Genomic DNA, 22,542 nt, shown 5'->3' on the forward strand with positions numbered 1-22,542 from the left:
TCCATGGCTTTCTTCCCGAAAGCGTCCACTTGTTGCCTCCGCCATGTTGCGTGTACAGCGGGCAGACTACAGTTGCCGTCATGACCGAAGAAAAAGACCCAATCCAATCCGCCCACCAGTGGCTGGAGGAGGCCGCGGAGCTTCTCGGCGTCGACAAGCACGATGCCACCGCCCTTGTCCGTGAGCTCCTCGATCTCACTAAGGATGTTGCTCACAATCGCGCCCGTCCGGCAGCACCGCTGACCGCATACTTGGTGGGTTTGGCCTCCCAAGACACGCAGGAAGCTCGCGCCAACATCGTCAAGCTCAAGGCGGCAATCCAGTAATGGCAGGTCGCGTCACATCCAACTTTGCGGTAACCAAGGTGCGTCTCGGCGGCGAGAGCGGCATCGAGGTCACGCAGGTCGACACCCGCGCTGACACCGTGGCTGGAGAGGAACCGTTAGAGATCCGCGTCGGCAGGCAGACACTAACCACCACCATGCGCACGCCGGGCCACGACATCGAGCTCGCGCACGGCTTCCTTCATTCGGAGGGGCACATCACGGCGCTTTCCGACGTCGCCGAAGCCCGCTACTGCGCCGGCTCCACCATTGACGGGATGAACACCTACAACCTGCTCGACGTGGACCTTGCGAACGACAACGTCATTAGCTTGTCCGACCTGCGTCTGACACTTAGCAACTCCGCGTGCGGCGTATGCGGCACTAGCTCCATCGAGGATTTAAACAAGAAATCGCGCTACGCGCTCCCCACCATCCCGATTGACCCGGCCGTCGTTGCGCAGCTGCCCGAGAAGCTGCGCGCCGAGCAAAAGCTCTTCCGCAAGACCGGTGGCATCCACGCCGCCGGCGCATTCACCTTAGACGGCAAGCCCATCGTTGTGCGGGAGGACGTCGGCAGGCACAACGCCGCAGACAAGGTCATTGGGCACCTGCTCCTTGAAGATCGCCTGCCCGCAGACGACCTTATTTTGGTTATGAGCTCCCGCGCCAGCTTCGAGCTTGTACAAAAAGCAGCAATGGCCGGGTTCGGAATGCTCGTTGCTGTTAGCGCGGCATCCTCCCTCGCCGTGGAGACTGCCCGGGAGACCGGCATGGCTTTGGTGGGGTTTGCCCGCGGCGATCGTTTCAACATCTACGCAGGTGAACTCAAGTCAGGAGAACTCAAGCGATGAGCAACAACACTTCCAACAAGATCCGCAGTACTGGGGAACTCATCGAGTTCCTTGCTGACGCCAGCATCAGCCCCGAGGTCGCGGCCTTACGCCCCGACTACCGCGCGCTGCTCATCGCTGTCGATGGCATCACGCCTGCGCCTTCCGACGCCCACTCGGAGCAGCTCTTGCGCAACGCCGAGGAGGTCGCCCGCACACGCTTGGGCAAGTGCGCCGTCACGGATTTCCCGCACATCGCCGCATGGCGCGAGGCTTATCAAGGATTCGGCGCGAAGCCATCGCGCACCCGCAACAGCGCGGAGGCGCTCATGCGCCGCGCGGAAAAGGGGCTGCCTCGCATCAACCGCCTCACGGACATCTATAACTCGCTGTCCGTGACTTATGAGATCCCCTTCGGCGGCGAAGACCTGAACGCCTATGTATCCGCTCCACAGCTGGTGCGAGCTACCGGTGCTGAGAACTTCGCCACTATGGACAAAGGCGAGCCTGTAACCGAGCATCCCGAGCCGGGCGAAGTGGTCTGGCGTGATGCGAACGGCGTCACCTGCCGCCGTTGGAATTGGCGCCAGTGCACCCGCACGGCGCTGCACGACGACACCACCGCGGCGCTGTTCATCCTCGATGCACTGGAGCCTGTCGACGACGTCGAGCTGCGCGCTGTGGGTGAAAACCTAATTGACGAGCTCCGGGAGTATTCCTCGGAACTCGTCGTTGCCATGCGCATCCTGCGCGCAGAAGATGATGATTAGTCGCGGTAAGCCTCAGGGCCCTTGTTGAGCCAGGCGTAAACGCCACCGATGAGGAAGCCGCCGCCGATGACGTTGCCGATCCACACCAGGGACCAGTTGGTGAGAACAGCACCCAAGGTGAAGCCGTCAGGCAGTGGGGTGGAGCAGAAGAAGGTCAGCATCATCAGGCAGAAGTTTGCGATAACGTGCTCAAGGCTCAGGCCCACGAAGCACGCGATGATCGGAACGATGACGAAGAACTTGGACACGATGTCCTTGGCAAAGACGGCACCAACAATGGCCATGTTGACCACGAAGTTGGCGAGCATACCCTCAACCAACAGGCCTGCAGGGTCCTTCTCCAGCTTGCCCATGGACAAGGTGGAAATGAGGTGGGTCGGGTCGATATGGCCCAGCTTCGCAGACATGCCCATTGCCGCTGCGAAGAGAGCCGCACCGACGAGGTTGAAGAACGTGGTCACGATGAGCAACCACAGGCCCTTGCCCCAACCAACCTGCTTGTTGATGGCGCCATAGACCACGTACATCATGCTGCCGGTAGCCAGTTCGGCGCCCAGGATAACGATGGCAAAAAGGCCAAGGCCGAAGAACAGAGCGAAGACAGGAGCTCCGAGGCCCTCTGCATGCTTTTCGACGGCCTGCCCCAGAACCGCAGCGAAAGCAGTACCGATTGCGAGGTAGACGCCGGCGAGAATTGCGCGGACGGCGAAGCGGCCAAATGACTCGTCGAGGAGAGTCACTTTTTTCTTGATTGCTGCTGCAGCAGATTCGTTGAGAGACACGAAACTTCCTTTACCTAGAGATATAACGGCGATAACACTACAGCGAACAGCGCATCCGCGCCAACAACTTTGCAGCCACCACACCTGGATATATTCTGCGGTTATTACTGCTCAACGCCTGCCAAGGATTAGAGTTGGTTAGAATATTTACTTACTTTTAGAACCCACCTCCCTCACCCCTGGAGCCGCCGCCTATGCCCCCGCGTAATCCTCACGATCTGCCAGTTCACAGCGCAGATCACACGCGCCCCCGGGCAGCCAGTGCCAGCAGCAGTACCAGAGCCAGCACACAGCGCCGCCCCATCAATAACAGACCCATCGATACCCGCCGCGCTGGCAACGGCAACCCCGACGGCGAGCCCACCTACGTGCGGCGCACTCCCCCAAAGACGCCGAAGACATCAACATCAACAGCGCCGAAGACACTACCCAACCGCCAAAAGCACAACCCCCGACCAAAGCCGCGAAGCAAGGGTGGCCGCCACCGCGCACAAAAAACGAACACGCCGGCGCCCCATACTCGCGCGCTGAACTTGTGGTCCAGCTCGGGAAAGTTCCGGATTGCGGTTGGCGTTCTTGCGAGTGCGGCGATTGCAAGTGGGGCTCTTGCCGCCACGATGCATCGCGTGGTCGATCCTCCTGAAGGACTAGAGAGCAACCAAGTCCCTGTAGCAGCTGCTCCAGTCATTGAGACCTCCGCCGCTGTTGAGATGTTCATCCCTGCAATCGAGGTCCATGCCGAATTCGAAGATGGCTCCTGCCGCGTCAAAGACGGCGCGATTAATCCGGATACGATGAGCAAGGCCTGCACGTATACCGCCGCGGACCGTCCATATTCGCTGCCCGGCACTAATGCACCAGACATCACCGTCATCGCCGGACACACCGGCGCCGGCGTTCCCGCTGTCTTCAACAACCTCTACGACGGCGGCGCAAACAAGCACAAGGTCGCCCTCGGCGACAAGCTTTACCTGCGCACTGCAAACTCCGGCGACAACTGGCTGGTCTATAGCGCCACCGACATGCACGACCCAGTAAAAGAAGGCCTCGCCGAAGACCCTGCAATCTGGGGCGAAGGCCCCATGCCAGGCCGCCTTCTCACCATCAGCTGCATTCAGCCACCCAACCTCCTTGAAGCCTCCGTGCGTAATGCAGTGGTGGGCTGGCAATTTGAAGGTATAACTGCTGCAGACGCTACCGGGGTAGAAGCACCGTTAGATGTCTCCAACGGTCAATCTTCTTGAGGTATTGCGCTTGGCGATCTTTAATGCCGGATTCGCGGGCGATGAAATAAGTTCTAAATAAAGCGAAACGCCCCCACCAAAAGGTGAGGGCGAAAAGCTTAAGCCGCTTTACTTGAACGGGAAGCCGAGCTCCTTGAGGAGGCGGCGGCCTTCTTCGTCGTTGGTAGCGGTGGTAACGACGGTGATGTCCATACCACGTGGGCGGTCAACCTTGTCGATGTCGATCTCGTAGAACATGGTCTGCTCGGTGAGGCCGAAGGTGTAGTTGCCGTGGCCGTCGAACTGCTGGTCAGACAGACCGCGGAAGTCTCGAATACGCGGCAGCGCGATGGTCAGCAGGCGGTCCAGGAACTCCCACATGCGGTCGCCACGCAGAGTGACGCGGGCACCGATTGGCATGCCCTCACGCAGCTTGAAGTTTGCGATGGACTTCTTTGCGCGACGCAGCTGCGGCTTCTGGCCGGTGATCGCGGTGAGGTCCTCGAGAGCGCCGTTGATCAGCTTGGAGTCACGTGCAGCGTCGCCAACACCCATGTTGACAACAACCTTGGTGACACCTGGGATCTGCATGACGTTGTCGTAGTTGAACTCGTCGTTCAGGGTCTTCTTGATTTCCTCGCGGTAGCGGGTCTTCAGACGCGGAGTGTAGTTCTCGCTCATGATTAGATGTCCTTCCCGTTGCTACGTGCGATGCGGACCTTCTTGCCGTTTTCATCGAAACGGTAGCCCACGCGGGTCGGGTTGCCCTCGGAGTCAACGATTGCAACGTTAGACACGTGGATCGGTGCTTCCTGGGTAACGATTCCGCCGGACTCGGCGCCACGCTCAGTAGCGGAGTTAGCAACGTGCTTCTTCACGCGGTTAACGCCCTCGACGAGGACCTTGTCGCGCTTCGGGTATGCTTCGATGACCTTGCCCTTCGCGCCCTTGTCAGGACCCGAAATAACAATCACCATATCACCCTTATGAATCTTCATAAGACTAGATCACCTCCGGTGCGAGAGAAACGATCTTCATGAACTTCTTGTCACGAAGCTCGCGAGCAACCGGGCCGAAGATACGGGTACCGCGTGGCTCGTTGTCACCCTTCAGAATGACAGCTGCGTTCTCATCAAAAGCGATGTAAGAACCGTCCGGACGACGGGTCTCCTTCTTTGCGCGGACGACGACAGCCTTAACGACCTCGCCTTCCTTTACGTTGCCGCCTGGGACGGCGTCCTTGACAGTGGCGACGATGACGTCACCGATGCCAGCGAAACGTCGAACGGAACCGCCGAGAACGCGGATGCACAGAATTTCACGTGCACCAGAGTTGTCGGCGACACGCAGACGCGATTCTTGCTGAATCACTATGGGTCTCCTGACCTGGATTGATGTGCGGTAAGATTTCCGTCCTTGCCGCACGCGGTCTACAAACTTGCGATGCTCAAGCCTTGGCAACGGACTATGCCGAAGGGTCTCGGTCCGGCGGTTCGGAAACGCACCGCTACGGGCCGACCAGCTTTTGCAACCTATACATTCAACCACACGCCAGCGCCCTTACCAAAACGCTGCTCGACGCTTGTCGAGGCCCCCTACCTCCACTTTTATTTTCGCCAGTACACCCGCTTGCCTCCTTGGCTCCGTTTTTCGAATACACCGCCACGCACACGGTCTCCAAAATTATCGGCACACTCTGCGCATATAAACCTCACTTTAACTCCCCTCAGCGTAAATATAGTCGCACAACTATTCTAATGGGCTAATTTTTTCACAGCTGTAACGCATGAAAAATACAGTTAATTTCTGATTTCCGTGTGACAACTGAGAATTCTTTGACTACTGTTATTTGCGTCGCGAAAGACACTTTTGCGCTTTCCCATATTTCTATTTCCGAAGGAGAAACACATGAAGCGTTTGCCACAGACCCTGACCGCTGCTGTCCTGACCGGCGCACTCGCCTTTGGTGGCGCAGCTGTTGCTCAAGCTCAGATCCCGGCACCCGTTGAGCAAGCTCAGATCCCGGCACCCGTTGAGCAAGCTCAGATCCCGGCACCCGTTGAGCAAGCTCAGATCCCGGCACCCGTTGAGCAAGCTCAGATCCCGGCACCCGTTGAGGATGCACCGATTACGGATATGACTGGCGACCCCAACGCACAAGGCATCCCCGATCCTGAGGGTATCCCCGCACCTGCCACCAAGGAAGACTCTAAGGGCAACACCTGGTACCAGAGCATGAAGGATCCGTCGGTTTACGTCAACGATCCAGCCCTGGTCAACGTGGAAGTTACCCCCGAGATGCGTGACGCTTACGCAAAGGCTTTCCCGTCTGAGACCCCGTCCGATCCTCAGAAGCCAGGCTTCGACGCGAAGAAGCTCGCTTGGTTGGCGCTGCCCGCTGCACTGATCATCGGTGGCATCACCTGGTACCTGTCCCAGGATGGCAAGACCTACGTCAAGGACGAGGCACGCAAGAACCAGCAGCCGACCGCTGAGGAGAAGGCTGCTTCCGAGCAGATGCTGAACGCTAACAAGAATGAAGTTATCGCCCAGGGCGGTAAGCTCGCTGAGGGCGCTGCCCCGGCAGCCGCACGTGGTATGTCCGCTGAGACCGGCTCCAACTCCGTTGCACAGGCTCTGGCCGCTCTGGCCGTAGCTGCAATGGTTGCCGCCGGTGCCTTCGCCGCACGCCGCAAGTTCTTCGCCTAAGCGAGGACCTTCCTACCCCGTAGGAACCTAAAGAGAGACTGACTGCGCCGGTCGGGCACAAGCCCGACCGGCGCAGTTATCGTTTTATTCTTGGGTTCAGACCGTCGTTGCACCACTTCTAGTACGGAGGTGTTGTTATGGCACAGCGTCCGCAGGGCACTTTTGTGTCGTTATCGGAGTCGGATAAGGAGCAGTTGCGGCGGTTAATTGCCGGTGGCTTGAGTCTGCGCGCAGCGGTGCAAGAGGTTGGGTGTAATTATCAGCATGCGTATTTCTTTGCCCATTGTGATCAGTTGATTCCATATAGTCCGCGTGGTCATGATGCTCAGGCTCTTGCGGCGGGCATCGAACTGGTGAGAAAGGGTGTGCGTGTGCATACCGCGGCGCGTCAGGTTGGTGTCTCTGATCCAGTTTTGCGCCGCCAGGCGTGCAAGCTAGGTTTGTGCGTGCCGGTCAGTCAGCTGCAGCGGCGGATTAATGCCACCGAGCAACGTGTTATTTTCCTGCGTCTGCGACTAGCGAGCTTGTCGACTCGTGAGGGCCTGACCCCCGGAAAGTAGACACGTCGGGGGTCAGGCCCCTCTGTCTGCTTCGCCAAGGTATTACTGCCCCATGGTCGGCAACCGCTTATACGCCTCATCCCCGCTCCGAACCCTAGGTTCAGTAGCGGGGATGAGGCGTTAGCGTTTAACTAGCTAGCGGTTGGGGACGCGGCCGCTTCTTTCGTGACCTTGGGGTCAACGGTGAGCAGCGCGTCACCGAAAGCGATGTCCTCACCCGGGTGATAGGCCGGCAGGACTGAGCCCGTCTTCTTGGTGTTGGACACCACGACCGGGGTTGTCACCGGGTAGCCAGCGGCCTTGATGGCCTCAATATCGAACTCGCAGAGGAGGTCGCCTGCCTTGACTTCATCGCCCTTGGAAACGTGGGAGGTGAAGTGCTCGGCTTTAAGGTTCACGGTGTCAAAGCCGATGTGCATGAGGATATCAACGTTGTTGCCCTCAGCATCCTTACCACGCACGGCGTACGCGTGCTTCGAAGGGAAAGTCACCGTAACTTTGCCGTCAATCGGGGAAACGAGGCGGCCTTCGGTGGGCTCGATGGCAGCGCCAGCACCCAGCTTGCCCGCAGCGAACATCGGGTCGGAGACGGCAGAGAGGGCCACAGCGCTGCCGGTCAGCGGCGAAGCCACCCGGTAGGCGTTAGGGTCCGCAGTAGCGGACGGCACATCGCTATTCGTCTCTGTGACGGCACCAGTCTCATCCGGGTCGATGGAGCCATTCTTAGAAATGAGGTAGCGACCATAGGCAAAGGCCACGCCGAAGGCCAAGATGAGTGAGACAATCGCACAGATGAAGAACTGCATGATGTCATTCGGGCGCATGGACACGAAGCCGATGAGGCCGGCAGCACCCAGCGCGGTTGCCTTGACATCGAAGAGTGCGATGAGCGTCGAGGCAATTGCCGAGGCACCCATACCGATGTAGAACGGCCAACGCAGTCGCAGGTTAACACCGAAAATGGCAGGCTCGGTGATGCCGAACAAAGCGGACATACCGGAAGCACCGGCCAAGCCCTTGAGCTTCTCACTACGTGCAAGGAAGTAGACAGCGAGGGCTGCGCCACCTTGTGCGATGTTGGCCATGGAGGCCGTCGCGAAGATGAAGGATCCGCCCTGATCCCACAGCATGTACTCGATCGGCGGGAAGGACTGGTGGAGACCAGTGATAACGATCGGCGAGTACACCAGACCGAAGAGGAAGCCACCCACCGGACCGGCGAAGTCGTAGAGGTTGGCAAGGCCAACACCCAGCCACTCACCCGCGGTGCGCAGGAACGGGCCAATGGCAACGAAGGTAATAAATCCTGTCAGCAGTAGGGTGATAAGTGGCGTGAGCATGAAGTCCACCGTGCCCTTGAGGTGACGGTGCAGGAACTTCTCAATGGTTGCCAAGATCCAGGCGATGACCAGGATCGGCAGGATGGAGCCTTGGTAGCCTGCTTGGGCAACGTCGAGGCCGAAAATGTTCCAGTAGGTCATCTCGCCAGAGTTGATAGTCTCGGCCACACTGTAGCCGTTGACCAAGTCCGGCATGACCATGGCCATCGCCATACCGGCACCGAGGAACTCGTTGCCGCCGAAACGCTTTGTGGCTGTAAAGCCGACCAAAATCGGCAAGAAGGCAAACGGCGCAGAGGCCAGCAGATTAATAAGACCGGCAACGTCCTCTAACGCTGGGACCATCTGAATAACAGATTGGTCGCCGAAAAGCCCCTCGGCAGAAAGAACGTTATTCAGGGCCATCAGCAGACCACCACCGACCAGAATCGGAATCAGCGGAACGAATATGTCTGCAAGAACCTTGATGGCCCGTGAGAACCAGTTGCCAGAGTTTGCGGCAATGTCCTTGAGCTCATCAGTGGACACGGCGACGTCCTTGCGGATCATGCCGGTCATTTCTTTGTAGACGACGTTAACGTCGCCCGGACCAACAATCACCTGGAACATGCCGCCTGCCTCAAAGATGCCTTTGAGGTCAGGGTCACTCTCGAGTGCTTTGGTGTCTACTTCTTTGGTGTCTTTGAGAACCATGCGCAGGCGGGTGGCACAGTGCGCAAGTCCAACGATATTGTCTTCGCCACCCAATGCTTTGAGCGTCCGCGCGGCGACTTCTTTGTGATCCATAGGCGGATCCCTTTCCTAGTGATAGGGGCTAAATATCCTTCACCCCTATTAGATACATCACCCGGAAATAAAACCAAGCGTTCGGGCATAAATGAGGGAAAATTCACCTTTTCTTGGGTTCCAATCGGTCACCAAATCCGCTTCCCCCCCTCAGCCTCCCTCTCTATATCTCGCGCCATCCACTCCAGCGAGCATCGTTTTCACCAAACACGCTAGCAGCCGCGGCGACGTGCCCACCGCCGGCAAAAATCTCCACCGCGCAGCCATCGGCGATGGCCACGAGTTCCCCCTCCGGGCAAGCGATAACGCGTTCATCTTCGCCGACTTTTACACGCAGCAGCCCCTCGCCCGCACTAAATTGCAGACGCTCGGTCCCCGCCGCGTCAACCAAGCTGTACTGCCCACCACGCGAGGCCACCACGCTCGTGGTCGTGCCAAAGCCCTCGCGGCCACTCGCCTCCGGAATGGACTTCCATACCGGGAGCTGGTGCAGCCAGCCGTCCTCCAGCCACACTCGGCGCGGCAAGGAAAGCGTATGCACCCATCCCTCGTCGACCGTCGGCTTATCGTCCTGGGAAGGCAGGCCGATCCAGCCCAGCATCACAGCCTCGCCGTCACCGGTGCCGACGAGCTGTGGAGCATAGAACTCATGACCATAATCCAACTCGCTGAAGCCGCGTTCAACGTGGAAAGTGGTTCCTTCCAGGCGACCAACAACGTAGCCGCACTGATCAGAGGAGGCGTAGTGAGTCTGCCCGTCCACGCTCACGGGTTCCAGGCCCTGCGGACAGAAAACCAAAACGTCCTTGTCCTTGCCGGTTGCCTTATCCGTCAAGGTCACCAAGTTGGGGCACTCCCACATGTACCCGCCCGGGAGGATGTCGGGGCTAAGCCCTGGGAGGGCGTCGGAAAGCGCAAAATTGAGCTCCCCCTGAAACTCCCAGACCTCCAGGTCCGTGGAGCGATAGAGCACCACCGTGCCCCTCTCGTCCGTGCGCTGCGCACCGATGACCATGCGCCAGCCATGTTCGTCGCGCGAAATCTGCGGATCGCGGAAGTGCCCGGTAAAGCCCTCCTCCGCGTCAGGGATGAGCGGATTTCCGGCATCGCGCTGGTAGATGCCACCCTCGGGCCCTGATGGGTCAAGCACGCGCACCCTGTTCTGCGAGGGAATGCGCCGCCCATCGCGTTTGAGGTTGCCCGTGTAGTAAAGCCACACGTCAGTGCCGTCGACCACGGCCCCACCGGAGTAGCAACCATGCATGTCATAAGGCATGTCCGGGTATAGCACATCCGGGTGATGTTGCCAGGGCCCAGGGGCGCTCAACAGCGCGGAAGCATGCCCCCAACCCGTGCGCTTGCTGGCATGCGGAAAACAAGGGTCATGCTGGTAATACACGTGGAGTGTATCGCCGTCGAGGAACACGCCATTGGGATCATTGAGGCGGCCGAGGGGTGGTGCGATGTGGAAGTTCGGACGGTAGTTCATATCACCGATACTATGGAATTCATGAAGATCCATGTGTGTGGCGAAGGACTCGTCGACCTCGTCCCCGTCAGCCCAGGTAGCTTGCAAGACCTCACGCCGGCTTTGGGCGGCGGGCCTTTCAATGTGGCCATCGCGGCGGCGCGTCTGGGCGGCGAGGTCAACTTCCAGTCGCGCCTTTCCACCGACGGTTTCGGTAACGCGCTGGTGGAAAGGCTGGAACAAGAAGGCGTGGACACGTCTATGGTCCAGCGCGGTCCAGAGCCCACCACTTTGGCCGTGACCAGCATCGGTGATGATGGTTCGGCGTCTTATACCTTCTACACGGAGGGCACGGCAGATAGGTTGGTTGAGCCCACGCTTTCCGACGCCGAGATTGCCTGCTTCGGCACTGTTTCCCTCGCGTTGGAGCCAGGTGCTTCGCGCTATGGCGAACTGCTCAAGCAATTCGCAGCTAAGGGCAGCATCGTGGCGCTCGATCCGAATATCCGCCCGTTCTATGCCAACGATGAGCACAAGGCCTTCCTCAACGAGCTGCTTTCTCACGTGACCGTGCTGAAGCTTTCTGAAGAAGAGGTGGAATTCCTGGGCAAGCAGGCGCTCAAGCAGGTTCCCGTTGTAGTGGTTACCCGCGGCGGCAAGGGCCTCACGTTGCGCGCTGGCACGACCCGGCTCGATGTGCCTTCCGCCAAGGTCGACGTCGCCGACACCATCGGCGCGGGCGATACCATCATGGGCGCGCTGCTCACAGAGATCGCCCGCCGCAACCTCACGGCCGAAGAGCTCACTCACTTGAGCGAATACGACTGGAAAAAGATTTTGGAATTCGCCGCGGCAGCCGCTGCGATTACCGTCTCTCGCAAGGGCGCACAGCCACCGCACCGCGCAGAAGTGCTTGCCATGCAAGCAGATGTTCAGAAGAAAGAGGCCTAAATGTTTTCTTCCTACCAGGGCCGTAGCGCCATACTTCACACCGTGGCGTTCATCTTCGTGGCGCTGTCTTTCATCTTCCCGGTAGTCCTGGGCACTTCTGCCCTGCTGCCCACGTGGCTATCCGGCATCGTGAGTATCCTCGTTGCGCTCGCCATTCTTGTCGACGCCGCGCACAAAGCCTTCGCCCCACCTGAACGCCCCGCACGTGGCCTGCGCGCACTTTCCGCCCTCGCTGCGTTGACCGCGCTCATCGGCTGGATCTGCTGGCTTATCATCTTCAACAACTTCGACGCCGCCGGCACCACCATGTACAAGGTAGGTACCTTCACCCTGGGCACCAGCGCCGTGCTCAACATCTTCTGCGCCGCCATGGCCTTCCTGGATTGGCGGGCTGGCCGCGTTACTCCGGTCAAGCATTAATCGGCAAAACTGCCTTTGGCTCCCCGAAAGACATCAAGAACTCCTTGTAGTAGCTCTGCGCAGCCACAAGGAGTTCTTGTTATTCAGCAGCTTCGATTTCAAAGCCGGCGCCCACACGAGGCGGGCCGATCGGCAAAGAGGGATCACTTGCCCAACTAACTTTGTCAGCAGGGATCGACACCGTCACATGCTTGCCCACCCACGGCTCTGCCTTTTCGCGTCTTTCCTCGTCCGCGTCGTAGTGCGATGCAAGGAAGCCACTATCGACCACACGGGTTTCCTTGTGACCTGCCTTGTTCCCGGTGATCTCCCCCGGAGCGTCAAATTCGAGGATCCAATAGTCGCCGTTGAGCTCGCTTTCAGGGATTCCGGATTCGGGATGCGAGCCTAGGGTCTCACGACCTTTCTTCTCTACAACCTTGCCCGTCATCTTCAAGATGCCGTCTTCAACGACCACCGCTGGTTTCTTCGATTCTTCTGACGCCGTGAATTCTTGGGAATCCGCCTCTGCTGAACTTTGCGGCACCATCGTATTGAACATCTTCTCTGTTTCTTTAGCGGAGTCATCTTTTCCGGAACTACTGCAGCCAGAAAGCGCTAGGGCAGCAACACAGAGCAAGGAAACATAGCAACGCATGATTAGACCTCAGAACACATAAGGAAATAGGAGACAGCTTCTTAGCTTAACGCCCTGGGGCGGTGAGGATGTGGAAATTGGCGCATAAGAAAAGCCGGCCAAGCCTTCTTCCCTTGGGAAGAAAAGCCTGGCCGGCTTAAGTGTTGAAAAAGCTAGGTTTTACTTAGCCTTCTCCACGATCTCGACGAGACGGAAGTGCTTGTCCTTGGACAGCGGGCGAGTCTCGGCGATCAGAACGCGGTCGCCGACGCCGGCGGTCTCGTTCTCGTCATGTGCCTTAACCTTCTTGTTAGAGCGCATGATCTTGCCGTAAAGCGCGTGCTGCTTGCGGTCTTCGAGCTCGACGACGATGGTCTTGTCCATCTTGTCGGAAACTACGATGCCGATGCGGGTCTTGCGCGCACCGCGCTCCTTCTTTACTTCGTTCACGTTTGCCTCACTCATGATTAAGCCTCAGCTCCCGGAACTACGGACAGGCCCAGCTCGCGCTCGCGAAGAACGGTGTAGATGCGGGCAATGTCGCGCTTAACCGTGCCGATGCGGCGGTTGTTGGTCAGCTGGCCGGTTGCCTTCTGGAAACGAAGGTTGAAGAGCTCTTCCTTCGCATCCTTCAGGCGGGTTTCCAGTTCAGCGTTGTCGAGCTCACGGAACTCGTGGGCGGGGGTACCGGTTGCCATTAGAACTGGTCCTCCTTCTTGATGATGCGGACCTTGCAAGGAAGCTTCTGACCTGCACGGCGCAGAGCCTCGATGGCGGTGGCCTCGTTCGGGTAGGACATCTCGAAGAGGACGCGGCCCGGCTTAACGTTGGCGACCCACTTCTCAACCGGGCCCTTACCGGAACCCATACGAACGCCGAGTGGCTTCTGGGTCAGCGGACGGTCCGGGAAGATGTTGATCCACACCTTGCCACCACGCTTGACGTGGCGGTTGATGGCAATACGTGCGGCCTCAATCTGACGGTTGGTGATGTAAGCCGGCTCGAGAGCCTGGATTGCGTAATCACCAAAGTTGATGCGGTTACCGCCCTTGGAAACACCGCTACGGGTAGGACGGTGCTGGCGGCGGTACTTAACGCGCTTAGGAATCAGCATGGATTAGCCCTCCTGCTTCTGCTGTGCGCGCTGACGACGCTGGCCACCACGGCGCGGACGACCGTTACGGTCACCGCGGCCACGGCCCTGCGACGGAGCGTTCAGTTCGGATTCGCGTACGCCACCGACGACGTCACCCTTGTAGATCCACACCTTGATGCCAATGCGGCCGAAGGTGGTGTGGGCCTCTGCGGTGCCGTAGTCGATCTCGGCGCGAAGAGTGTGCAGCGGAACGCGACCCTCGTGGTAGCGCTCGGTACGGGACATCTCGGCGCCGCCCAGACGGCCGTTCAAGAGGATCTTAATACCCTTGACCTGCGGCTGGCGCATAGCGGACTGGATAGCCTTGCGCATTGCACGACGGAATGCAACACGGTTAACCAGCTGCTCGGCGACGGACTGAGCAACCAGAGTTGCGTTGGCGTCGACCTGCTTGACCTCGAGGATATTGAGGGCGACCATCTTGCCGGTGAGCTTCTCGAGCTCGCGGCGGATGCGGTCTGCCTCAGCACCGCGGCGGCCGATCACGATGCCCGGGCGGGCGGTGTGAATGTCGACGCGTACACGGTCACGGGTGCGCTCGATGACGACGTCGGCGATGCCGGCGCGGTCGAGGCCCTTCTCGAGGAACTGACGGATCTTGATGTCTTCGGCTACGTAGTTCGCGTAGTCCTTATCGGCGAACCAGTGGGTCTTCCAGTCGGAAGTGATGCCCAAACGTAGGCCGTGAGGATGGATTTTCTGGCCCATTACTTGGCCCCTTCCTTCTGGCTCTCGACCACCACGGTGATGTGGCTGGTGCGCTTACGAATCATGAATGCACGGCCCTGTGCGCGTGGCTGGAAGCGACGCATGGTCGGGCCCTCGTTGGCGTATGCCTCGGAGATGACCAGGGTGCGTGGGTCCAAGCCGAAGTTGTTCTCAGCGTTAGCGGCTGCAGAAGCAACGACCTTAGCGACTGGCTTAGCAGCGCCCTGCGGAGCGTACTTCAGGATTGCAAGTGCCTCGGCTACGGACTTGCCGCGAACCAAATCGATGACACGGCGTGCCTTCATCGGAGTAACGCGGACGTAGCGGGCCGTTGCGGATGCGGAGGTGATGGTTTCACTCATCGCTTATCGACGTCCCTTCTTATCGTCCTTGATGTGACCCTTGAAGGTCTTGGTTGGTGCGAACTCACCGAGCTTGTGGCCGACCATGGAGTCCTCAACGAACACCGGCACGTGCTTGCGGCCGTCATGGACGGCGAAGGTGTGACCGATGAAGTCAGGCAGAATGGTCGAGCGGCGAGACCAGGTCTTGATGACCTGCTTGGTGCCGGCCTCGTTCTGAGCATCCACCTTGTTGAGGAGGTGCTCATCGACGAACGGGCCTTTCTTAAGGCTGCGTGGCATTGTTTACCTCCTCTTAGCGCTTCTTGTTCGGGCGACGACGGCGCACGATCATGTTGTTCGAGTAACGATTCGGGTTGCGGGTGCGACCCTCCTTCTTGCCCCATGGGGACACAGGGTGACGACCACCGGAGGTCTTACCCTCACCACCACCGTGTGGGTGATCAACCGGGTTCATGACGACGCCACGGACGGTCGGGCGAACGCCCTTCCAGCGCATACGGCCGGCCTTACCCCAACGGATGTTCATCTGGTCAGCGTTGCCGACCTCACCCACGGTGGCGCGGCAACGGATGTCGACGCGGCGGATCTCGGAGGACGGCATACGCAGGATTGCGTACTTGCCTTCCTTACCCAGCAGCTGGATGGAAGCACCAGCGGAGCGGGCAAGCTTAGCACCTGCGCCCGGCTTGAGCTCCACAGCGTGGATGGTGGTACCGGTTGGGATGTTACGCAGCGGCAGGTTGTTACCAACCTTGATGTCGGCGTTAGCGCCGGCCTCAACGATGGTGCCCTGCTTCAGGCCCTTAGGGGCGATGATGTAGCGCTTCTCGCCATCTGCGTAGTGCAGAAGAGCGATGTTTGCGGTGCGGTTCGGGTCGTACTCGATGTGAGCAACCTTTGCCGGGATACCGTCCTTGTCCGTACGACGGAAGTCGATCAGACGGTAACGACGCTTGTGGCCACCGCCGATGTGGCGGGTGGTGATGCGGCCGTAGTTGTTACGACCACCAGTCTTGCTCAGCGGGCGCAGCAGGGACTTCTCCGGGGTGGAACGAGTGATCTCCTCGAACTCGGACACGGAGGATGCGCGGCGACCCGGAGTTGTCGGCTTGTACTTACGAATAGCCATAATTCTTCCTTTTCCTTTCGGCTCTCCGGTGGCGCTTAAGCGCCGCCGCCGAAGATGTCGATGGAGTCGCTGCCTTCACGAAGCGTCACGTACGCACGCTTGGTGGACTTGCGCTGACCGAAGCCGGTGCGGGTGCGCTTACGCTTACCTGCACGGTTAACGGTGTTCACGGAGTCAACCTTTACGCCGAAGATCTGCTCGATGGCATCTTTGATCTGGGTCTTGTTGGAGTCCGTGGAGACGTAGAACGTGTAAACGTTCTGCTCCATCAGGCCGTAGGACTTCTCGGAAACGACCGGGGCGATGATAATGTCACGCGGGTTAACGAGCTTAGCCATTACTTCTCCTCCTTAACTTCCTCGTTCGCACCCTGAGCGCGAGCGACGAAGGTGTGCAGAGCCTCAACGGAGAACACAACGTCGTCAGAGTAAAGAACGTCGTAGGTGTTCAGCTGGCCTGCATCCAGGATCTGGACGTTAGGCAGGTTGTTGGCGCTGCGGCGAGCGTTGATGTCCTCGCGGCCGACAACGAGCAGCACGTTCTTGCGCTCGGTCAGGCGCTCGATGAAAGCCTTAGCCGCCTTGGTGGACGGGGTCTGGCCCGGGACGAGCTCTTCGATTACGTGGATGCGCTCATTGCGAGCACGGTCAGACAGTGCACCGAAGAGAGCAGCCTTGATCATCTTCTTAGGGGTGCGCTGGGAGTAGTCGCGCGGCACTGGGCCGTGGGAGATACCGCCACCGGTGTAGTGAGGTGCGCGGATCGAGCCCTGGCGTGCACGACCGGTGCCCTTCTGACGGAAAGGCTTACGGCCACCGCCGCGGACCTCGCCGCGGGTCTTGGCCTTGTGGGTGCCCTGACGAGCAGCAGCGAGCTGAGCGTTGACAACCTGGTGCATCAAAGCAATGGATGCCTCGGTGTCAAAGATCTCGGCCGGCAGCTCAACAGAGCCGTTGGTCTTACCTTCAGCGGTATGGACGTCTAGCTTGAGGTTGCTCATGCGTGTGCACCGCCCTTCACTGCGGTCTTAACGGTGACGAGGCCACCGCGCGCACCAGGGATAGCACCCTTGATGAGCAGCAGGTTGGACTCGGCATCGATCTTCTGAATCTTCAGGTTCTGGGTGGTAACACGGTCCTGGCCCATGCGGCCAGCCATGCGGGTGCCCTTGAAGACGCGAGCCGGGGTAGCGCAGGCGCCGATGCCACCGACGCGGCGGTGAGCAGCCTGGTTACCGTGAGCAGCGCCCTGACCTGCGAAGCCGTGGCGCTTCATCGCGCCTGCGTAGCCGTGACCCTTGGTCGTGCCGGTGACGTCAACGAAGGTGATGCCCTCGAAGATGTCAGCGGTAACTTCCTGGCCAACCTCGTAAGCAGAGGTGTCATCCATACGGATTTCGGCAACGTGGCGACGTGGGGTTACGCCAGCCTTCTTGAAGTGACCTGCGGCAGGCTTGTTTGCCTTGCGCGGGTCGATCTCGCCAAATGCGATCTGGATGGCGTTGTAGCCATCGGTTTCTGCGGTGCGAATCTGGGTAACAACGCACGGCCCAGCCTCGACGACGGTAACCGGCACAACGCGGTTGTCCTCGTCGAAGATCTGGGTCATGCCGAGCTTCTTGCCCAGAATGCCCTTGATCTCGTTTTCACTCATTGTTAGTTCTCCACCAAATATCTATTCGTCGATCGCTTTACACTACTGAATGTTTACGTCGACGCTGGCCGGAAGGTCGATGCGCATAAGAGCGTCAACGGTCTTCGGGGTCGGGTCGAGAATGTCGATCAGGCGCTTGTGAGTGCGCATCTCGAAGTGCTCGCGAGAGTCCTTGTACTTGTGCGGAGAACGAATAACGGCGTATACGTTCTTCTCGGTTGGGAGCGGCACTGGGCCAACAACACGAGCACCCGTACGGGTTACGGTCTCGACGATCTTCTTTGCAGAAGCGTCGATAGCCTCGTGGTCGTAGGCCTTCAGCCGAATGCGGATCTTTTGTCCCGCCACGCTTATCCTCTTCCTCGCTTCCCCACTTACACATTCCCGGCGTATCCGGGGCGTGAAGCGGTGGGAAATTGCTTCTCGATTTCTCTATAACGTTGTCCGGACTCTAGGGCCTGGGCTCAACGCCAGTTGTCTGACTGTCATGACGACCAAAAGATGCGACCTGGCAAAAACCTTGGGGCGCAGTGCTTTTGACGGGGTACAAGACCCGAAGTCAAAGTCAATAGGAAGAGGACGGTTCTTCACGCATTACACGTGCGAGTACATGTCCAATTCGTATACTGCCGCTGTTTATTTGCCATGCCCCTTCTCCGGTCCATTCTCTCGGGATGCCTCTACTAAAACGCGGACCTAGCCCGATTGAATGACCTTCCCAGTGCACGCCTTAAGACGCCCACCAACAAAGGTGTCATGTTCGCTTTACCAGCAACTTTGCCATTGATATTCGACTTAGAGCCGGAAGTCAGTGACGCCGCTGTGTTAAAGCAACCCTTGTATTTAAGCATGTAATCACGCGTTTTCCAAACTTCTAACAAAACCGTGCCCAATATCACGTTTTCTAAAAGATCGACTACCGCACCCCACAATGTCCGCATTCAGCTATAGGCTCGGATGGGTAAGTTACTTTTAGCCTTCAACAGAAGAGGAAATGCTCATGGCTGCTAACACCCCAGAAAACAATTCGACCACCCCAGCTACGGCCGCTACCGAGTCCAGCACCGCTAACTTCCCTGAGGCCGCCGCTACCCCTAAGGTAAACAAGAACCTCGAGACCGAGTTCGGTATCACCACTATTGACGACACCGTCGTATCCAAGATCGCCGGCATCGCTGCCCGCGAAGTGTCCGGCGTTGCCGCTCTCGGTGGCGGCGGCGCCCGCATGATGGGTTCGATCCGTGAATCCTTTGGAGCCTCCGAGGACGTTCGCCAAGGCGTCAGCGTGCAGGTTGCTAACGGTGTTGCCACCATCGAAGTCGCCATCATCGCCGAGTACGGCGTAGCCATCCACGAGCTGGCAGAGGCCATCCGCCGCAACATCATGAATGCCGTTGAGCGTATGACTGGCCTCGGCGTTGAACGCGTCGACGTTGTTGTTCATGACGTCAAGCTCCCAAAGGAAGACCTCGCCGCCGAGCAGTCCCCAAACAATTCCCTGCCGCAGGGCCAGGAATAGGACTAAGCCTTGATGTCTGACTCCGTCGAGTCCCCCACGACGCGCTTTGAGCTCGACGCCCCCGCTGCGCACCGCATAGTTGAAGCCGTGCTGGGGACACGGGGCGTCGCCAAGCTGCATGCTGGCACCTTCGGTGAGGTGTCGCTGCTCTATCCGGGCGAGCGCGTTGCTGGCCTCAAGCGTCCGAATCCCCGCGATGACCGCCATCTGGAGGTACACATCGTGTTCGATGTGGCGCAGCAGGTGCCCGTCAAGGACGTCGCCGAAGGTGCTCGCGCAGCAGCGCTCGAGGCTTGCTCTGAGCTTTCGCGAGTCGATGTTGTTGTAGCTGACGCTATCAGCAGCGCATTGGATACTAATAAGGAATAAGCATGAAGAATTACTCCACACTCGGCATTGTGGCCGGCCTAGTTTTGGCATTTTTCATCCACCTCGGCCTGTGGCCCACGGTTCTGGCAGTCCTCCTCGCCGCGTTGGGCGGGGTCATCGGTGCTCACTTTGATGGTCGCATCGATCTCTCCGCGGTGTGGAATGGAATCGTTGGCAAGGATAAAGGGCAAGGCTAATGCCCCATGATTCCTCCCTTGCACGCAGCTCAGGCTCTTTAAGATTTTCCATTAAGTCCCTCGAGCGCATCGTTGGCACTGCCATCGCCAGTGTGCCCGGCACCGTAGCCATCGACGCCAAACTCGCGGGCCTTGCCGGGCGCGCGTTTCCACGGCTGCTCATCCAGAGCGACCCAACCAAGGAAGTCGTGGCTGTCGATGCCAACATCGCCGTTACTTGGCCCAGTCCGGTAACAGCTGTCGCCGAGGCCGCACGCGCCGCCATCGAAGAAGCTGTCAGAACCTACACCGGCTACGCCACCACACGTGTCAATGTCACCGTGGGCGCCGCTGTCCCTGGCGAGCGCGTAACAGGGCTAGCCGTGGCATCACGGCGCGCCCCGAGCGTGACCCTGCCGCACACCCGGCCGCAGCGCGAGCTCCAACCGATAGAGACCACGCACCTAGTGCAAATCCGCAGTGTCTCGCGCCCTGAGCCACAATCGGTACGGGCAGTTTCGCCGCGCACGGCGCCCGTTTCCGTCGTGAGCGCTGCGACGCCGCAGCCCGCTGCGCTCACTCCAGTTCGCTCGCCCAAGTCAACGAAGTTGCGCCCAGTCGGGACTCCCCCAGCGCTCCAACTACGCCGGGTGGACACACCACAGCCTGCGTCACTGCGCCCTGTTCGAACGCCACAACCTGTTACAGCGTGGTCGCCGACGCTGCGGCCTATTGCCACAGTCCGGCGGCCCATGGCGCCACGGCCTGAACCACTGCGCGAGATAACCATCCAACCGCTCTTTCGAGGAGGTGCCCATGAGTAAAGAACGCAGCATCTTCCCGCGCGGCTTTGGGCAAAAGCCTGCCGCCTCGCCAGCGGCCCGCACGTGGACTGTCATACTCGGACTCGTCTGTCTTGGAGGTGCGGCTTTCCTGGGCCGGGAGACCTGGGCGGTGAGCACGGGTGCAAGGTCTTGGCTGCAACCCTTCATCGACGTCATGTCTCAGGACAAAATCGAAACCTGGATGCTAGCCAGCGGCGGGGCGGCCATTTTGGTTGGTCTGCTTCTACTCGTGGCGGCATTCAAGCCGCGAAAATCCACCCACACACAGGTCGAATCAGAAGTAGCCTCCATATGGTTGCGCCCCGTTGATATCGCACGCACTGCTTCCGCAGCAGCCCGTCGCGTTCCCGGCGTCGCAGCTGCGCGCAGTCGCGCGGTCATCTCCAAGAAGAAGATTACCGTCGATGTAACGGTCAACGGCGATACTGAGGATGAGGGTCTCATCTCCCGTGTGGAGGACGCAGTCGCGCAGACGCTGCAGCAACTCCACCGGCAGCCCCAGCTCACTGTTGCAGCCGAGAAACTCCCGGAGGTCGACGATCATGTCTAAAGGCTTAGCCGCTTTCGACCGAATATTGTTATTCATTATTGCGGCCATTCTCATCGTGCTCGGCTTGTGGCCCATCCTCATCCACTTCGAGGTCCCCTTCGCGCTCTACCTTGGGCGGTGGGTCGACCACGACGAATGGGCAGCCCTTCCTCAGCAAGGCTGGTGGGCTGCCGCACTAGGTACGGCGACGGTGCTGCTAGCTGTGTCCGGCTTATGGCTAGTAATTGCTAACCTGCGCCACCACCGCTTTAACAATGTGGCTTCTGAGTCCTCGAACGACAAAGGCAAGATATCAACCAACATGCAGGCAATCGCCGGTGCAGTCGCTGATACCTTGGCTGCGGAAGACGGCGTGGATAAAGTCACCCGCTTGGTGGCCTACGATCGCGCGCGTCCGACGCTCCAGTACACGGTTGAAGCGAACCCAGATACCGCTTTGCCTGCGCTTGTCGACGCCGTCGAGACCAACGAGCAGGACTTCCGCCTGGCATTCCCCGACGCCGACCTTGATACCGTGTACAAACTCCACTTTGGAAAGGTGCGAGCTCTTAAGGAATAGGCCGGTTCAGCACTTAGCTTTCGGCGGGGCGGATTCAGCGAGGAATATCTCGGTGACCGCCCCAAACTCATGCGTCGTGCCACGAGATAAGCCCACGAGCAGCGGCGCGCCCACAGTACATTGCTCGATCACTGTCCACGAATAGTCGGTACGGTCCACACCCCGGTTGGCCGATGTGTAAACGTGCAAGCCGTGGTCCAAGACAATGACCTCATCGGACGTGCGGAGCATCCAGACGCGTTCACCGACGCTGCGTCGCTTCAGGCCTTCAAGACTGCGGTAATCTGGGGTCAGCTGAGTAATCAGCTCCGCCACGCCGCAACGGTGCTCAAAGCCTTCGGCATCAGTCACCACTAAAGGACGCCCCGGCCCCACTGGCCGTATTGCAGAATACTTCCACGAAACGGGCTGACCGGGTCCCGCCTTGGAGGTCGTACGCACGATGACGCGCTCGGCGTCGACAGTGACCCGGTTGCTTTCCGTGACGATGAGCCACAAACCTCGGGTCACACGGGCGTCGTCAAGCGGCAGCGTGGGCGGATGAACCCTCGCCATCGACTCAAGCGCGGCACGTAGCTCCTCATCGTCGACGCCCCAGCCCAAGCCCTGATTAGCGAGCATCGCAAAGATCGTGCCTAACGGCAGCTCCGGCTGTCCCTCCCACGCATCGCGAAGTGCGCGGAGGGTGCGGTCAATGCGGTTGGGATCAAGCATGGCTCAAAGCTTAACGGA

The 22,542-nt window shown here is 59.3% G+C and carries 33 protein-coding genes; 14 read left to right on the forward strand and 19 right to left on the reverse strand.

Going from position 1 to position 22,542, the window contains the following annotated elements; all coding sequences use genetic code 11:
- Window positions 1-80: 80 nt before the first annotated feature.
- Genes CHU71_RS11050 through CHU71_RS11060 form a run of 3 tightly spaced genes read left to right on the forward strand, consistent with a single transcriptional unit; the run spans window position 81 to window position 1,926 of the window.
- Window positions 81-326 (forward strand): DUF6457 domain-containing protein, encoded by a 246-nt coding sequence (locus CHU71_RS11050; protein WP_147761078.1) that lies wholly within the window; start codon window positions 81-83, stop codon window positions 324-326.
- Complete coding sequence (gene fdhD / locus CHU71_RS11055; protein WP_147761079.1) at window positions 326-1,177, forward strand: formate dehydrogenase accessory sulfurtransferase FdhD; 852 nt, start codon at window positions 326-328, stop codon at window positions 1,175-1,177. The genes CHU71_RS11050 and fdhD overlap by 1 nt, the downstream gene beginning before the upstream one ends.
- On the forward strand, window positions 1,174-1,926 hold the full coding sequence (locus CHU71_RS11060) for a B3/4 domain-containing protein (RefSeq protein ID WP_147761080.1): 753 nt from the start codon (window positions 1,174-1,176) through the stop codon (window positions 1,924-1,926). Before fdhD ends, CHU71_RS11060 begins: the two co-directional genes overlap by 4 nt.
- On the opposite strand, the gene CHU71_RS11065 is transcribed toward CHU71_RS11060, so the two are convergent.
- A complete protein-coding gene (locus CHU71_RS11065) occupies window positions 1,923-2,708 on the reverse strand; it encodes a formate/nitrite transporter family protein (protein ID WP_147761081.1) in 786 nt (261 codons plus the stop codon). The genes CHU71_RS11060 and CHU71_RS11065 overlap by 4 nt on opposite strands.
- Before the next feature lie 617 nt (window positions 2,709-3,325).
- On the opposite strand from CHU71_RS11065, the gene CHU71_RS11070 reads away from it, so the two are divergent.
- Window positions 3,326-3,952, forward strand: coding sequence for a sortase (locus tag CHU71_RS11070; protein ID WP_147761082.1), 627 nt, complete (start codon window positions 3,326-3,328; stop codon window positions 3,950-3,952).
- 108 nt (window positions 3,953-4,060) lie between these two features.
- Here the strand turns inward: CHU71_RS11070 and rplE are convergent, their stop codons facing one another.
- The 3 genes from rplE to rplN are packed head-to-tail and all read right to left on the reverse strand — an operon-like array spanning window position 4,061 to window position 5,302.
- Complete coding sequence (gene rplE, locus CHU71_RS11075) at window positions 4,061-4,612, reverse strand: 50S ribosomal protein L5 (RefSeq protein WP_046646792.1); 552 nt, start codon at window positions 4,610-4,612, stop codon at window positions 4,061-4,063.
- A gap of 2 nt (window positions 4,613-4,614) precedes the next feature.
- Window positions 4,615-4,929, reverse strand: coding sequence for a 50S ribosomal protein L24 (rplX, locus tag CHU71_RS11080; protein ID WP_005527724.1), 315 nt, complete (start codon window positions 4,927-4,929; stop codon window positions 4,615-4,617).
- Between the two features lie 4 nt (window positions 4,930-4,933).
- Complete coding sequence (gene rplN, locus CHU71_RS11085; RefSeq protein WP_005527725.1) at window positions 4,934-5,302, reverse strand: 50S ribosomal protein L14; 369 nt, start codon at window positions 5,300-5,302, stop codon at window positions 4,934-4,936.
- A gap of 537 nt (window positions 5,303-5,839) precedes the next feature.
- Between rplN and CHU71_RS11090 the strand changes: the two genes are divergently transcribed.
- Window positions 5,840-6,640 (forward strand): hypothetical protein, encoded by an 801-nt coding sequence (locus CHU71_RS11090; RefSeq protein ID WP_147761083.1) that lies wholly within the window; start codon window positions 5,840-5,842, stop codon window positions 6,638-6,640.
- A gap of 137 nt (window positions 6,641-6,777) precedes the next feature.
- The gene (locus CHU71_RS11095; RefSeq protein WP_236593791.1) at window positions 6,778-7,200 is read left to right on the forward strand and encodes a hypothetical protein; all 423 of its coding nucleotides are present in this window, start codon (window positions 6,778-6,780) and stop codon (window positions 7,198-7,200) included.
- A 131-nt stretch (window positions 7,201-7,331) separates the two neighbouring features.
- Here CHU71_RS11095 and CHU71_RS11100 read toward each other — a convergent pair whose 3' ends face one another.
- Window positions 7,332-9,326: a sucrose-specific PTS transporter subunit IIBC gene (locus CHU71_RS11100; protein ID WP_147761084.1), complete on the reverse strand. Its 1,995-nt coding sequence runs from the start codon at window positions 9,324-9,326 to the stop codon at window positions 7,332-7,334.
- Window positions 9,327-9,489: 163 nt separating this feature from the next.
- Entirely contained in the window at window positions 9,490-10,815 is a 1,326-nt protein-coding gene (locus tag CHU71_RS11105) for a glycoside hydrolase family 32 protein (protein ID WP_147761085.1), read from the reverse strand.
- 21 nt (window positions 10,816-10,836) lie between these two features.
- On the opposite strand from CHU71_RS11105, the gene CHU71_RS11110 reads away from it, so the two are divergent.
- Both CHU71_RS11110 and CHU71_RS11115 read left to right on the forward strand, forming a co-directional pair.
- Window positions 10,837-11,745 (forward strand): carbohydrate kinase, encoded by a 909-nt coding sequence (locus CHU71_RS11110; RefSeq protein WP_147761086.1) that lies wholly within the window; start codon window positions 10,837-10,839, stop codon window positions 11,743-11,745.
- Window positions 11,746-12,165 (forward strand): hypothetical protein, encoded by a 420-nt coding sequence (locus CHU71_RS11115; RefSeq protein ID WP_061920519.1) that lies wholly within the window; start codon window positions 11,746-11,748, stop codon window positions 12,163-12,165.
- A gap of 79 nt (window positions 12,166-12,244) precedes the next feature.
- Here the strand turns inward: CHU71_RS11115 and CHU71_RS11120 are convergent, their stop codons facing one another.
- From CHU71_RS11120 to rpsJ, 12 genes are all read right to left on the reverse strand, one after another.
- On the reverse strand, window positions 12,245-12,706 hold the full coding sequence (locus tag CHU71_RS11120; RefSeq protein WP_147761087.1) for a hypothetical protein: 462 nt from the start codon (window positions 12,704-12,706) through the stop codon (window positions 12,245-12,247).
- A 255-nt stretch (window positions 12,707-12,961) separates the two neighbouring features.
- Window positions 12,962-13,246 (reverse strand): 30S ribosomal protein S17, encoded by a 285-nt coding sequence (rpsQ, locus tag CHU71_RS11125; protein ID WP_046646800.1) that lies wholly within the window; start codon window positions 13,244-13,246, stop codon window positions 12,962-12,964.
- Between the two features lie 2 nt (window positions 13,247-13,248).
- Complete coding sequence (gene rpmC / locus CHU71_RS11130) at window positions 13,249-13,479, reverse strand: 50S ribosomal protein L29 (RefSeq protein WP_005527735.1); 231 nt, start codon at window positions 13,477-13,479, stop codon at window positions 13,249-13,251.
- Window positions 13,479-13,895 (reverse strand): 50S ribosomal protein L16, encoded by a 417-nt coding sequence (gene rplP / locus CHU71_RS11135; protein WP_005527736.1) that lies wholly within the window; start codon window positions 13,893-13,895, stop codon window positions 13,479-13,481. Before rplP ends, rpmC begins: the two co-directional genes overlap by 1 nt.
- Window positions 13,896-13,898: 3 nt before the next feature.
- Window positions 13,899-14,645: a 30S ribosomal protein S3 gene (gene rpsC / locus CHU71_RS11140; RefSeq protein ID WP_049146979.1), complete on the reverse strand. Its 747-nt coding sequence runs from the start codon at window positions 14,643-14,645 to the stop codon at window positions 13,899-13,901.
- Window positions 14,645-15,007, reverse strand: coding sequence for a 50S ribosomal protein L22 (rplV, locus tag CHU71_RS11145; protein ID WP_005527740.1), 363 nt, complete (start codon window positions 15,005-15,007; stop codon window positions 14,645-14,647). The genes rpsC and rplV overlap by 1 nt, the downstream gene beginning before the upstream one ends.
- A gap of 3 nt (window positions 15,008-15,010) precedes the next feature.
- Window positions 15,011-15,289 (reverse strand): 30S ribosomal protein S19, encoded by a 279-nt coding sequence (gene rpsS, locus CHU71_RS11150; protein WP_005527741.1) that lies wholly within the window; start codon window positions 15,287-15,289, stop codon window positions 15,011-15,013.
- Window positions 15,290-15,302: 13 nt separating this feature from the next.
- On the reverse strand, window positions 15,303-16,139 hold the full coding sequence (rplB, locus tag CHU71_RS11155; protein ID WP_005527743.1) for a 50S ribosomal protein L2: 837 nt from the start codon (window positions 16,137-16,139) through the stop codon (window positions 15,303-15,305).
- A gap of 35 nt (window positions 16,140-16,174) precedes the next feature.
- On the reverse strand, window positions 16,175-16,477 hold the full coding sequence (gene rplW, locus CHU71_RS11160; protein ID WP_005527745.1) for a 50S ribosomal protein L23: 303 nt from the start codon (window positions 16,475-16,477) through the stop codon (window positions 16,175-16,177).
- Window positions 16,477-17,139: a 50S ribosomal protein L4 gene (rplD, locus tag CHU71_RS11165; protein ID WP_046646802.1), complete on the reverse strand. Its 663-nt coding sequence runs from the start codon at window positions 17,137-17,139 to the stop codon at window positions 16,477-16,479. The genes rplW and rplD overlap by 1 nt, the downstream gene beginning before the upstream one ends.
- Window positions 17,136-17,792 carry a 50S ribosomal protein L3 gene (gene rplC, locus CHU71_RS11170; RefSeq protein ID WP_005527748.1) on the reverse strand — a complete coding sequence of 219 codons (657 nt, stop codon included), beginning with the start codon at window positions 17,790-17,792 and terminating at the stop codon, window positions 17,136-17,138. The genes rplD and rplC overlap by 4 nt, the downstream gene beginning before the upstream one ends.
- Before the next feature lie 42 nt (window positions 17,793-17,834).
- Window positions 17,835-18,140: a 30S ribosomal protein S10 gene (rpsJ, locus tag CHU71_RS11175; RefSeq protein ID WP_003848085.1), complete on the reverse strand. Its 306-nt coding sequence runs from the start codon at window positions 18,138-18,140 to the stop codon at window positions 17,835-17,837.
- A gap of 646 nt (window positions 18,141-18,786) precedes the next feature.
- Between rpsJ and CHU71_RS11180 the strand changes: the two genes are divergently transcribed.
- From CHU71_RS11180 to CHU71_RS11205, 6 genes are read left to right on the forward strand one after another with little or no spacing between them, the layout of a single operon-like run.
- Entirely contained in the window at window positions 18,787-19,311 is a 525-nt protein-coding gene (locus CHU71_RS11180; protein WP_129721129.1) for an Asp23/Gls24 family envelope stress response protein, read from the forward strand.
- 12 nt (window positions 19,312-19,323) lie between these two features.
- Window positions 19,324-19,680 carry a hypothetical protein gene (locus CHU71_RS11185; RefSeq protein ID WP_147761088.1) on the forward strand — a complete coding sequence of 119 codons (357 nt, stop codon included), beginning with the start codon at window positions 19,324-19,326 and terminating at the stop codon, window positions 19,678-19,680.
- A gap of 2 nt (window positions 19,681-19,682) precedes the next feature.
- Window positions 19,683-19,877 carry a DUF2273 domain-containing protein gene (locus CHU71_RS11190; protein ID WP_005527759.1) on the forward strand — a complete coding sequence of 65 codons (195 nt, stop codon included), beginning with the start codon at window positions 19,683-19,685 and terminating at the stop codon, window positions 19,875-19,877.
- Window positions 19,877-20,680 carry an Asp23/Gls24 family envelope stress response protein gene (locus tag CHU71_RS11195; protein WP_147761089.1) on the forward strand — a complete coding sequence of 268 codons (804 nt, stop codon included), beginning with the start codon at window positions 19,877-19,879 and terminating at the stop codon, window positions 20,678-20,680. Before CHU71_RS11190 ends, CHU71_RS11195 begins: the two co-directional genes overlap by 1 nt.
- Window positions 20,673-21,251: a DUF6286 domain-containing protein gene (locus CHU71_RS11200; protein WP_147761090.1), complete on the forward strand. Its 579-nt coding sequence runs from the start codon at window positions 20,673-20,675 to the stop codon at window positions 21,249-21,251. The genes CHU71_RS11195 and CHU71_RS11200 overlap by 8 nt, the downstream gene beginning before the upstream one ends.
- The gene (locus tag CHU71_RS11205; protein WP_147761091.1) at window positions 21,244-21,810 is read left to right on the forward strand and encodes an alkaline shock response membrane anchor protein AmaP; all 567 of its coding nucleotides are present in this window, start codon (window positions 21,244-21,246) and stop codon (window positions 21,808-21,810) included. The genes CHU71_RS11200 and CHU71_RS11205 overlap by 8 nt, the downstream gene beginning before the upstream one ends.
- A 6-nt stretch (window positions 21,811-21,816) precedes the next feature.
- Here CHU71_RS11205 and CHU71_RS11210 read toward each other — a convergent pair whose 3' ends face one another.
- Window positions 21,817-22,524 (reverse strand): hypothetical protein, encoded by a 708-nt coding sequence (locus CHU71_RS11210; protein ID WP_147761092.1) that lies wholly within the window; start codon window positions 22,522-22,524, stop codon window positions 21,817-21,819.
- Window positions 22,525-22,542: the final 18 nt, after the last annotated feature.

Origin of the sequence: Corynebacterium sp. LK14, assembly GCF_008042215.1 — a bacterium.
GTDB classification, from domain to species: domain Bacteria; phylum Actinomycetota; class Actinomycetes; order Mycobacteriales; family Mycobacteriaceae; genus Corynebacterium; species Corynebacterium striatum.

What these genes read in the sequence shown, in the direction of transcription:
- CHU71_RS11050 (WP_147761078.1), top strand. Translation starts at nt 81, where the DNA reads ATGACCGAAGAAAAAGACCCAATCCAATCCGCCCACCAGTGGCTGGAG.
- fdhD (WP_147761079.1), top strand. Translation starts at nt 326, where the DNA reads ATGGCAGGTCGCGTCACATCCAACTTTGCGGTAACCAAGGTGCGTCTC.
- CHU71_RS11060 (WP_147761080.1), top strand. Translation starts at nt 1,174, where the DNA reads ATGAGCAACAACACTTCCAACAAGATCCGCAGTACTGGGGAACTCATC.
- CHU71_RS11070 (WP_147761082.1), top strand. Translation starts at nt 3,326, where the DNA reads ATGCATCGCGTGGTCGATCCTCCTGAAGGACTAGAGAGCAACCAAGTC.
- rplE (WP_046646792.1), bottom strand. Translation starts at nt 4,612, where the DNA reads ATGAGCGAGAACTACACTCCGCGTCTGAAGACCCGCTACCGCGAGGAA.
- rplX (WP_005527724.1), bottom strand. Translation starts at nt 4,929, where the DNA reads ATGAAGATTCATAAGGGTGATATGGTGATTGTTATTTCGGGTCCTGAC.
- CHU71_RS11090 (WP_147761083.1), top strand. Translation starts at nt 5,840, where the DNA reads ATGAAGCGTTTGCCACAGACCCTGACCGCTGCTGTCCTGACCGGCGCA.
- CHU71_RS11095 (WP_236593791.1), top strand. Translation starts at nt 6,778, where the DNA reads ATGGCACAGCGTCCGCAGGGCACTTTTGTGTCGTTATCGGAGTCGGAT.
- CHU71_RS11100 (WP_147761084.1), bottom strand. Translation starts at nt 9,326, where the DNA reads ATGGATCACAAAGAAGTCGCCGCGCGGACGCTCAAAGCATTGGGTGGC.
- CHU71_RS11105 (WP_147761085.1), bottom strand. Translation starts at nt 10,815, where the DNA reads ATGAACTACCGTCCGAACTTCCACATCGCACCACCCCTCGGCCGCCTC.
- CHU71_RS11110 (WP_147761086.1), top strand. Translation starts at nt 10,837, where the DNA reads ATGAAGATCCATGTGTGTGGCGAAGGACTCGTCGACCTCGTCCCCGTC.
- CHU71_RS11115 (WP_061920519.1), top strand. Translation starts at nt 11,746, where the DNA reads ATGTTTTCTTCCTACCAGGGCCGTAGCGCCATACTTCACACCGTGGCG.
- CHU71_RS11120 (WP_147761087.1), bottom strand. Translation starts at nt 12,706, where the DNA reads ATGTTCAATACGATGGTGCCGCAAAGTTCAGCAGAGGCGGATTCCCAA.
- rpsQ (WP_046646800.1), bottom strand. Translation starts at nt 13,246, where the DNA reads ATGAGTGAGGCAAACGTGAACGAAGTAAAGAAGGAGCGCGGTGCGCGC.
- rpmC (WP_005527735.1), bottom strand. Translation starts at nt 13,479, where the DNA reads ATGGCAACCGGTACCCCCGCCCACGAGTTCCGTGAGCTCGACAACGCT.
- rplP (WP_005527736.1), bottom strand. Translation starts at nt 13,895, where the DNA reads ATGCTGATTCCTAAGCGCGTTAAGTACCGCCGCCAGCACCGTCCTACC.
- rpsC (WP_049146979.1), bottom strand. Translation starts at nt 14,645, where the DNA reads ATGGGCCAGAAAATCCATCCTCACGGCCTACGTTTGGGCATCACTTCC.
- rplV (WP_005527740.1), bottom strand. Translation starts at nt 15,007, where the DNA reads ATGAGTGAAACCATCACCTCCGCATCCGCAACGGCCCGCTACGTCCGC.
- rpsS (WP_005527741.1), bottom strand. Translation starts at nt 15,289, where the DNA reads ATGCCACGCAGCCTTAAGAAAGGCCCGTTCGTCGATGAGCACCTCCTC.
- rplB (WP_005527743.1), bottom strand. Translation starts at nt 16,139, where the DNA reads ATGGCTATTCGTAAGTACAAGCCGACAACTCCGGGTCGCCGCGCATCC.
- rplW (WP_005527745.1), bottom strand. Translation starts at nt 16,477, where the DNA reads ATGGCTAAGCTCGTTAACCCGCGTGACATTATCATCGCCCCGGTCGTT.
- rplD (WP_046646802.1), bottom strand. Translation starts at nt 17,139, where the DNA reads ATGAGCAACCTCAAGCTAGACGTCCATACCGCTGAAGGTAAGACCAAC.
- rplC (WP_005527748.1), bottom strand. Translation starts at nt 17,792, where the DNA reads ATGAGTGAAAACGAGATCAAGGGCATTCTGGGCAAGAAGCTCGGCATG.
- CHU71_RS11180 (WP_129721129.1), top strand. Translation starts at nt 18,787, where the DNA reads ATGCTCATGGCTGCTAACACCCCAGAAAACAATTCGACCACCCCAGCT.
- CHU71_RS11185 (WP_147761088.1), top strand. Translation starts at nt 19,324, where the DNA reads ATGTCTGACTCCGTCGAGTCCCCCACGACGCGCTTTGAGCTCGACGCC.
- CHU71_RS11190 (WP_005527759.1), top strand. Translation starts at nt 19,683, where the DNA reads ATGAAGAATTACTCCACACTCGGCATTGTGGCCGGCCTAGTTTTGGCA.
- CHU71_RS11195 (WP_147761089.1), top strand. Translation starts at nt 19,877, where the DNA reads ATGCCCCATGATTCCTCCCTTGCACGCAGCTCAGGCTCTTTAAGATTT.
- CHU71_RS11200 (WP_147761090.1), top strand. Translation starts at nt 20,673, where the DNA reads ATGAGTAAAGAACGCAGCATCTTCCCGCGCGGCTTTGGGCAAAAGCCT.
- CHU71_RS11205 (WP_147761091.1), top strand. Translation starts at nt 21,244, where the DNA reads ATGTCTAAAGGCTTAGCCGCTTTCGACCGAATATTGTTATTCATTATT.
- CHU71_RS11210 (WP_147761092.1), bottom strand. Translation starts at nt 22,524, where the DNA reads ATGCTTGATCCCAACCGCATTGACCGCACCCTCCGCGCACTTCGCGAT.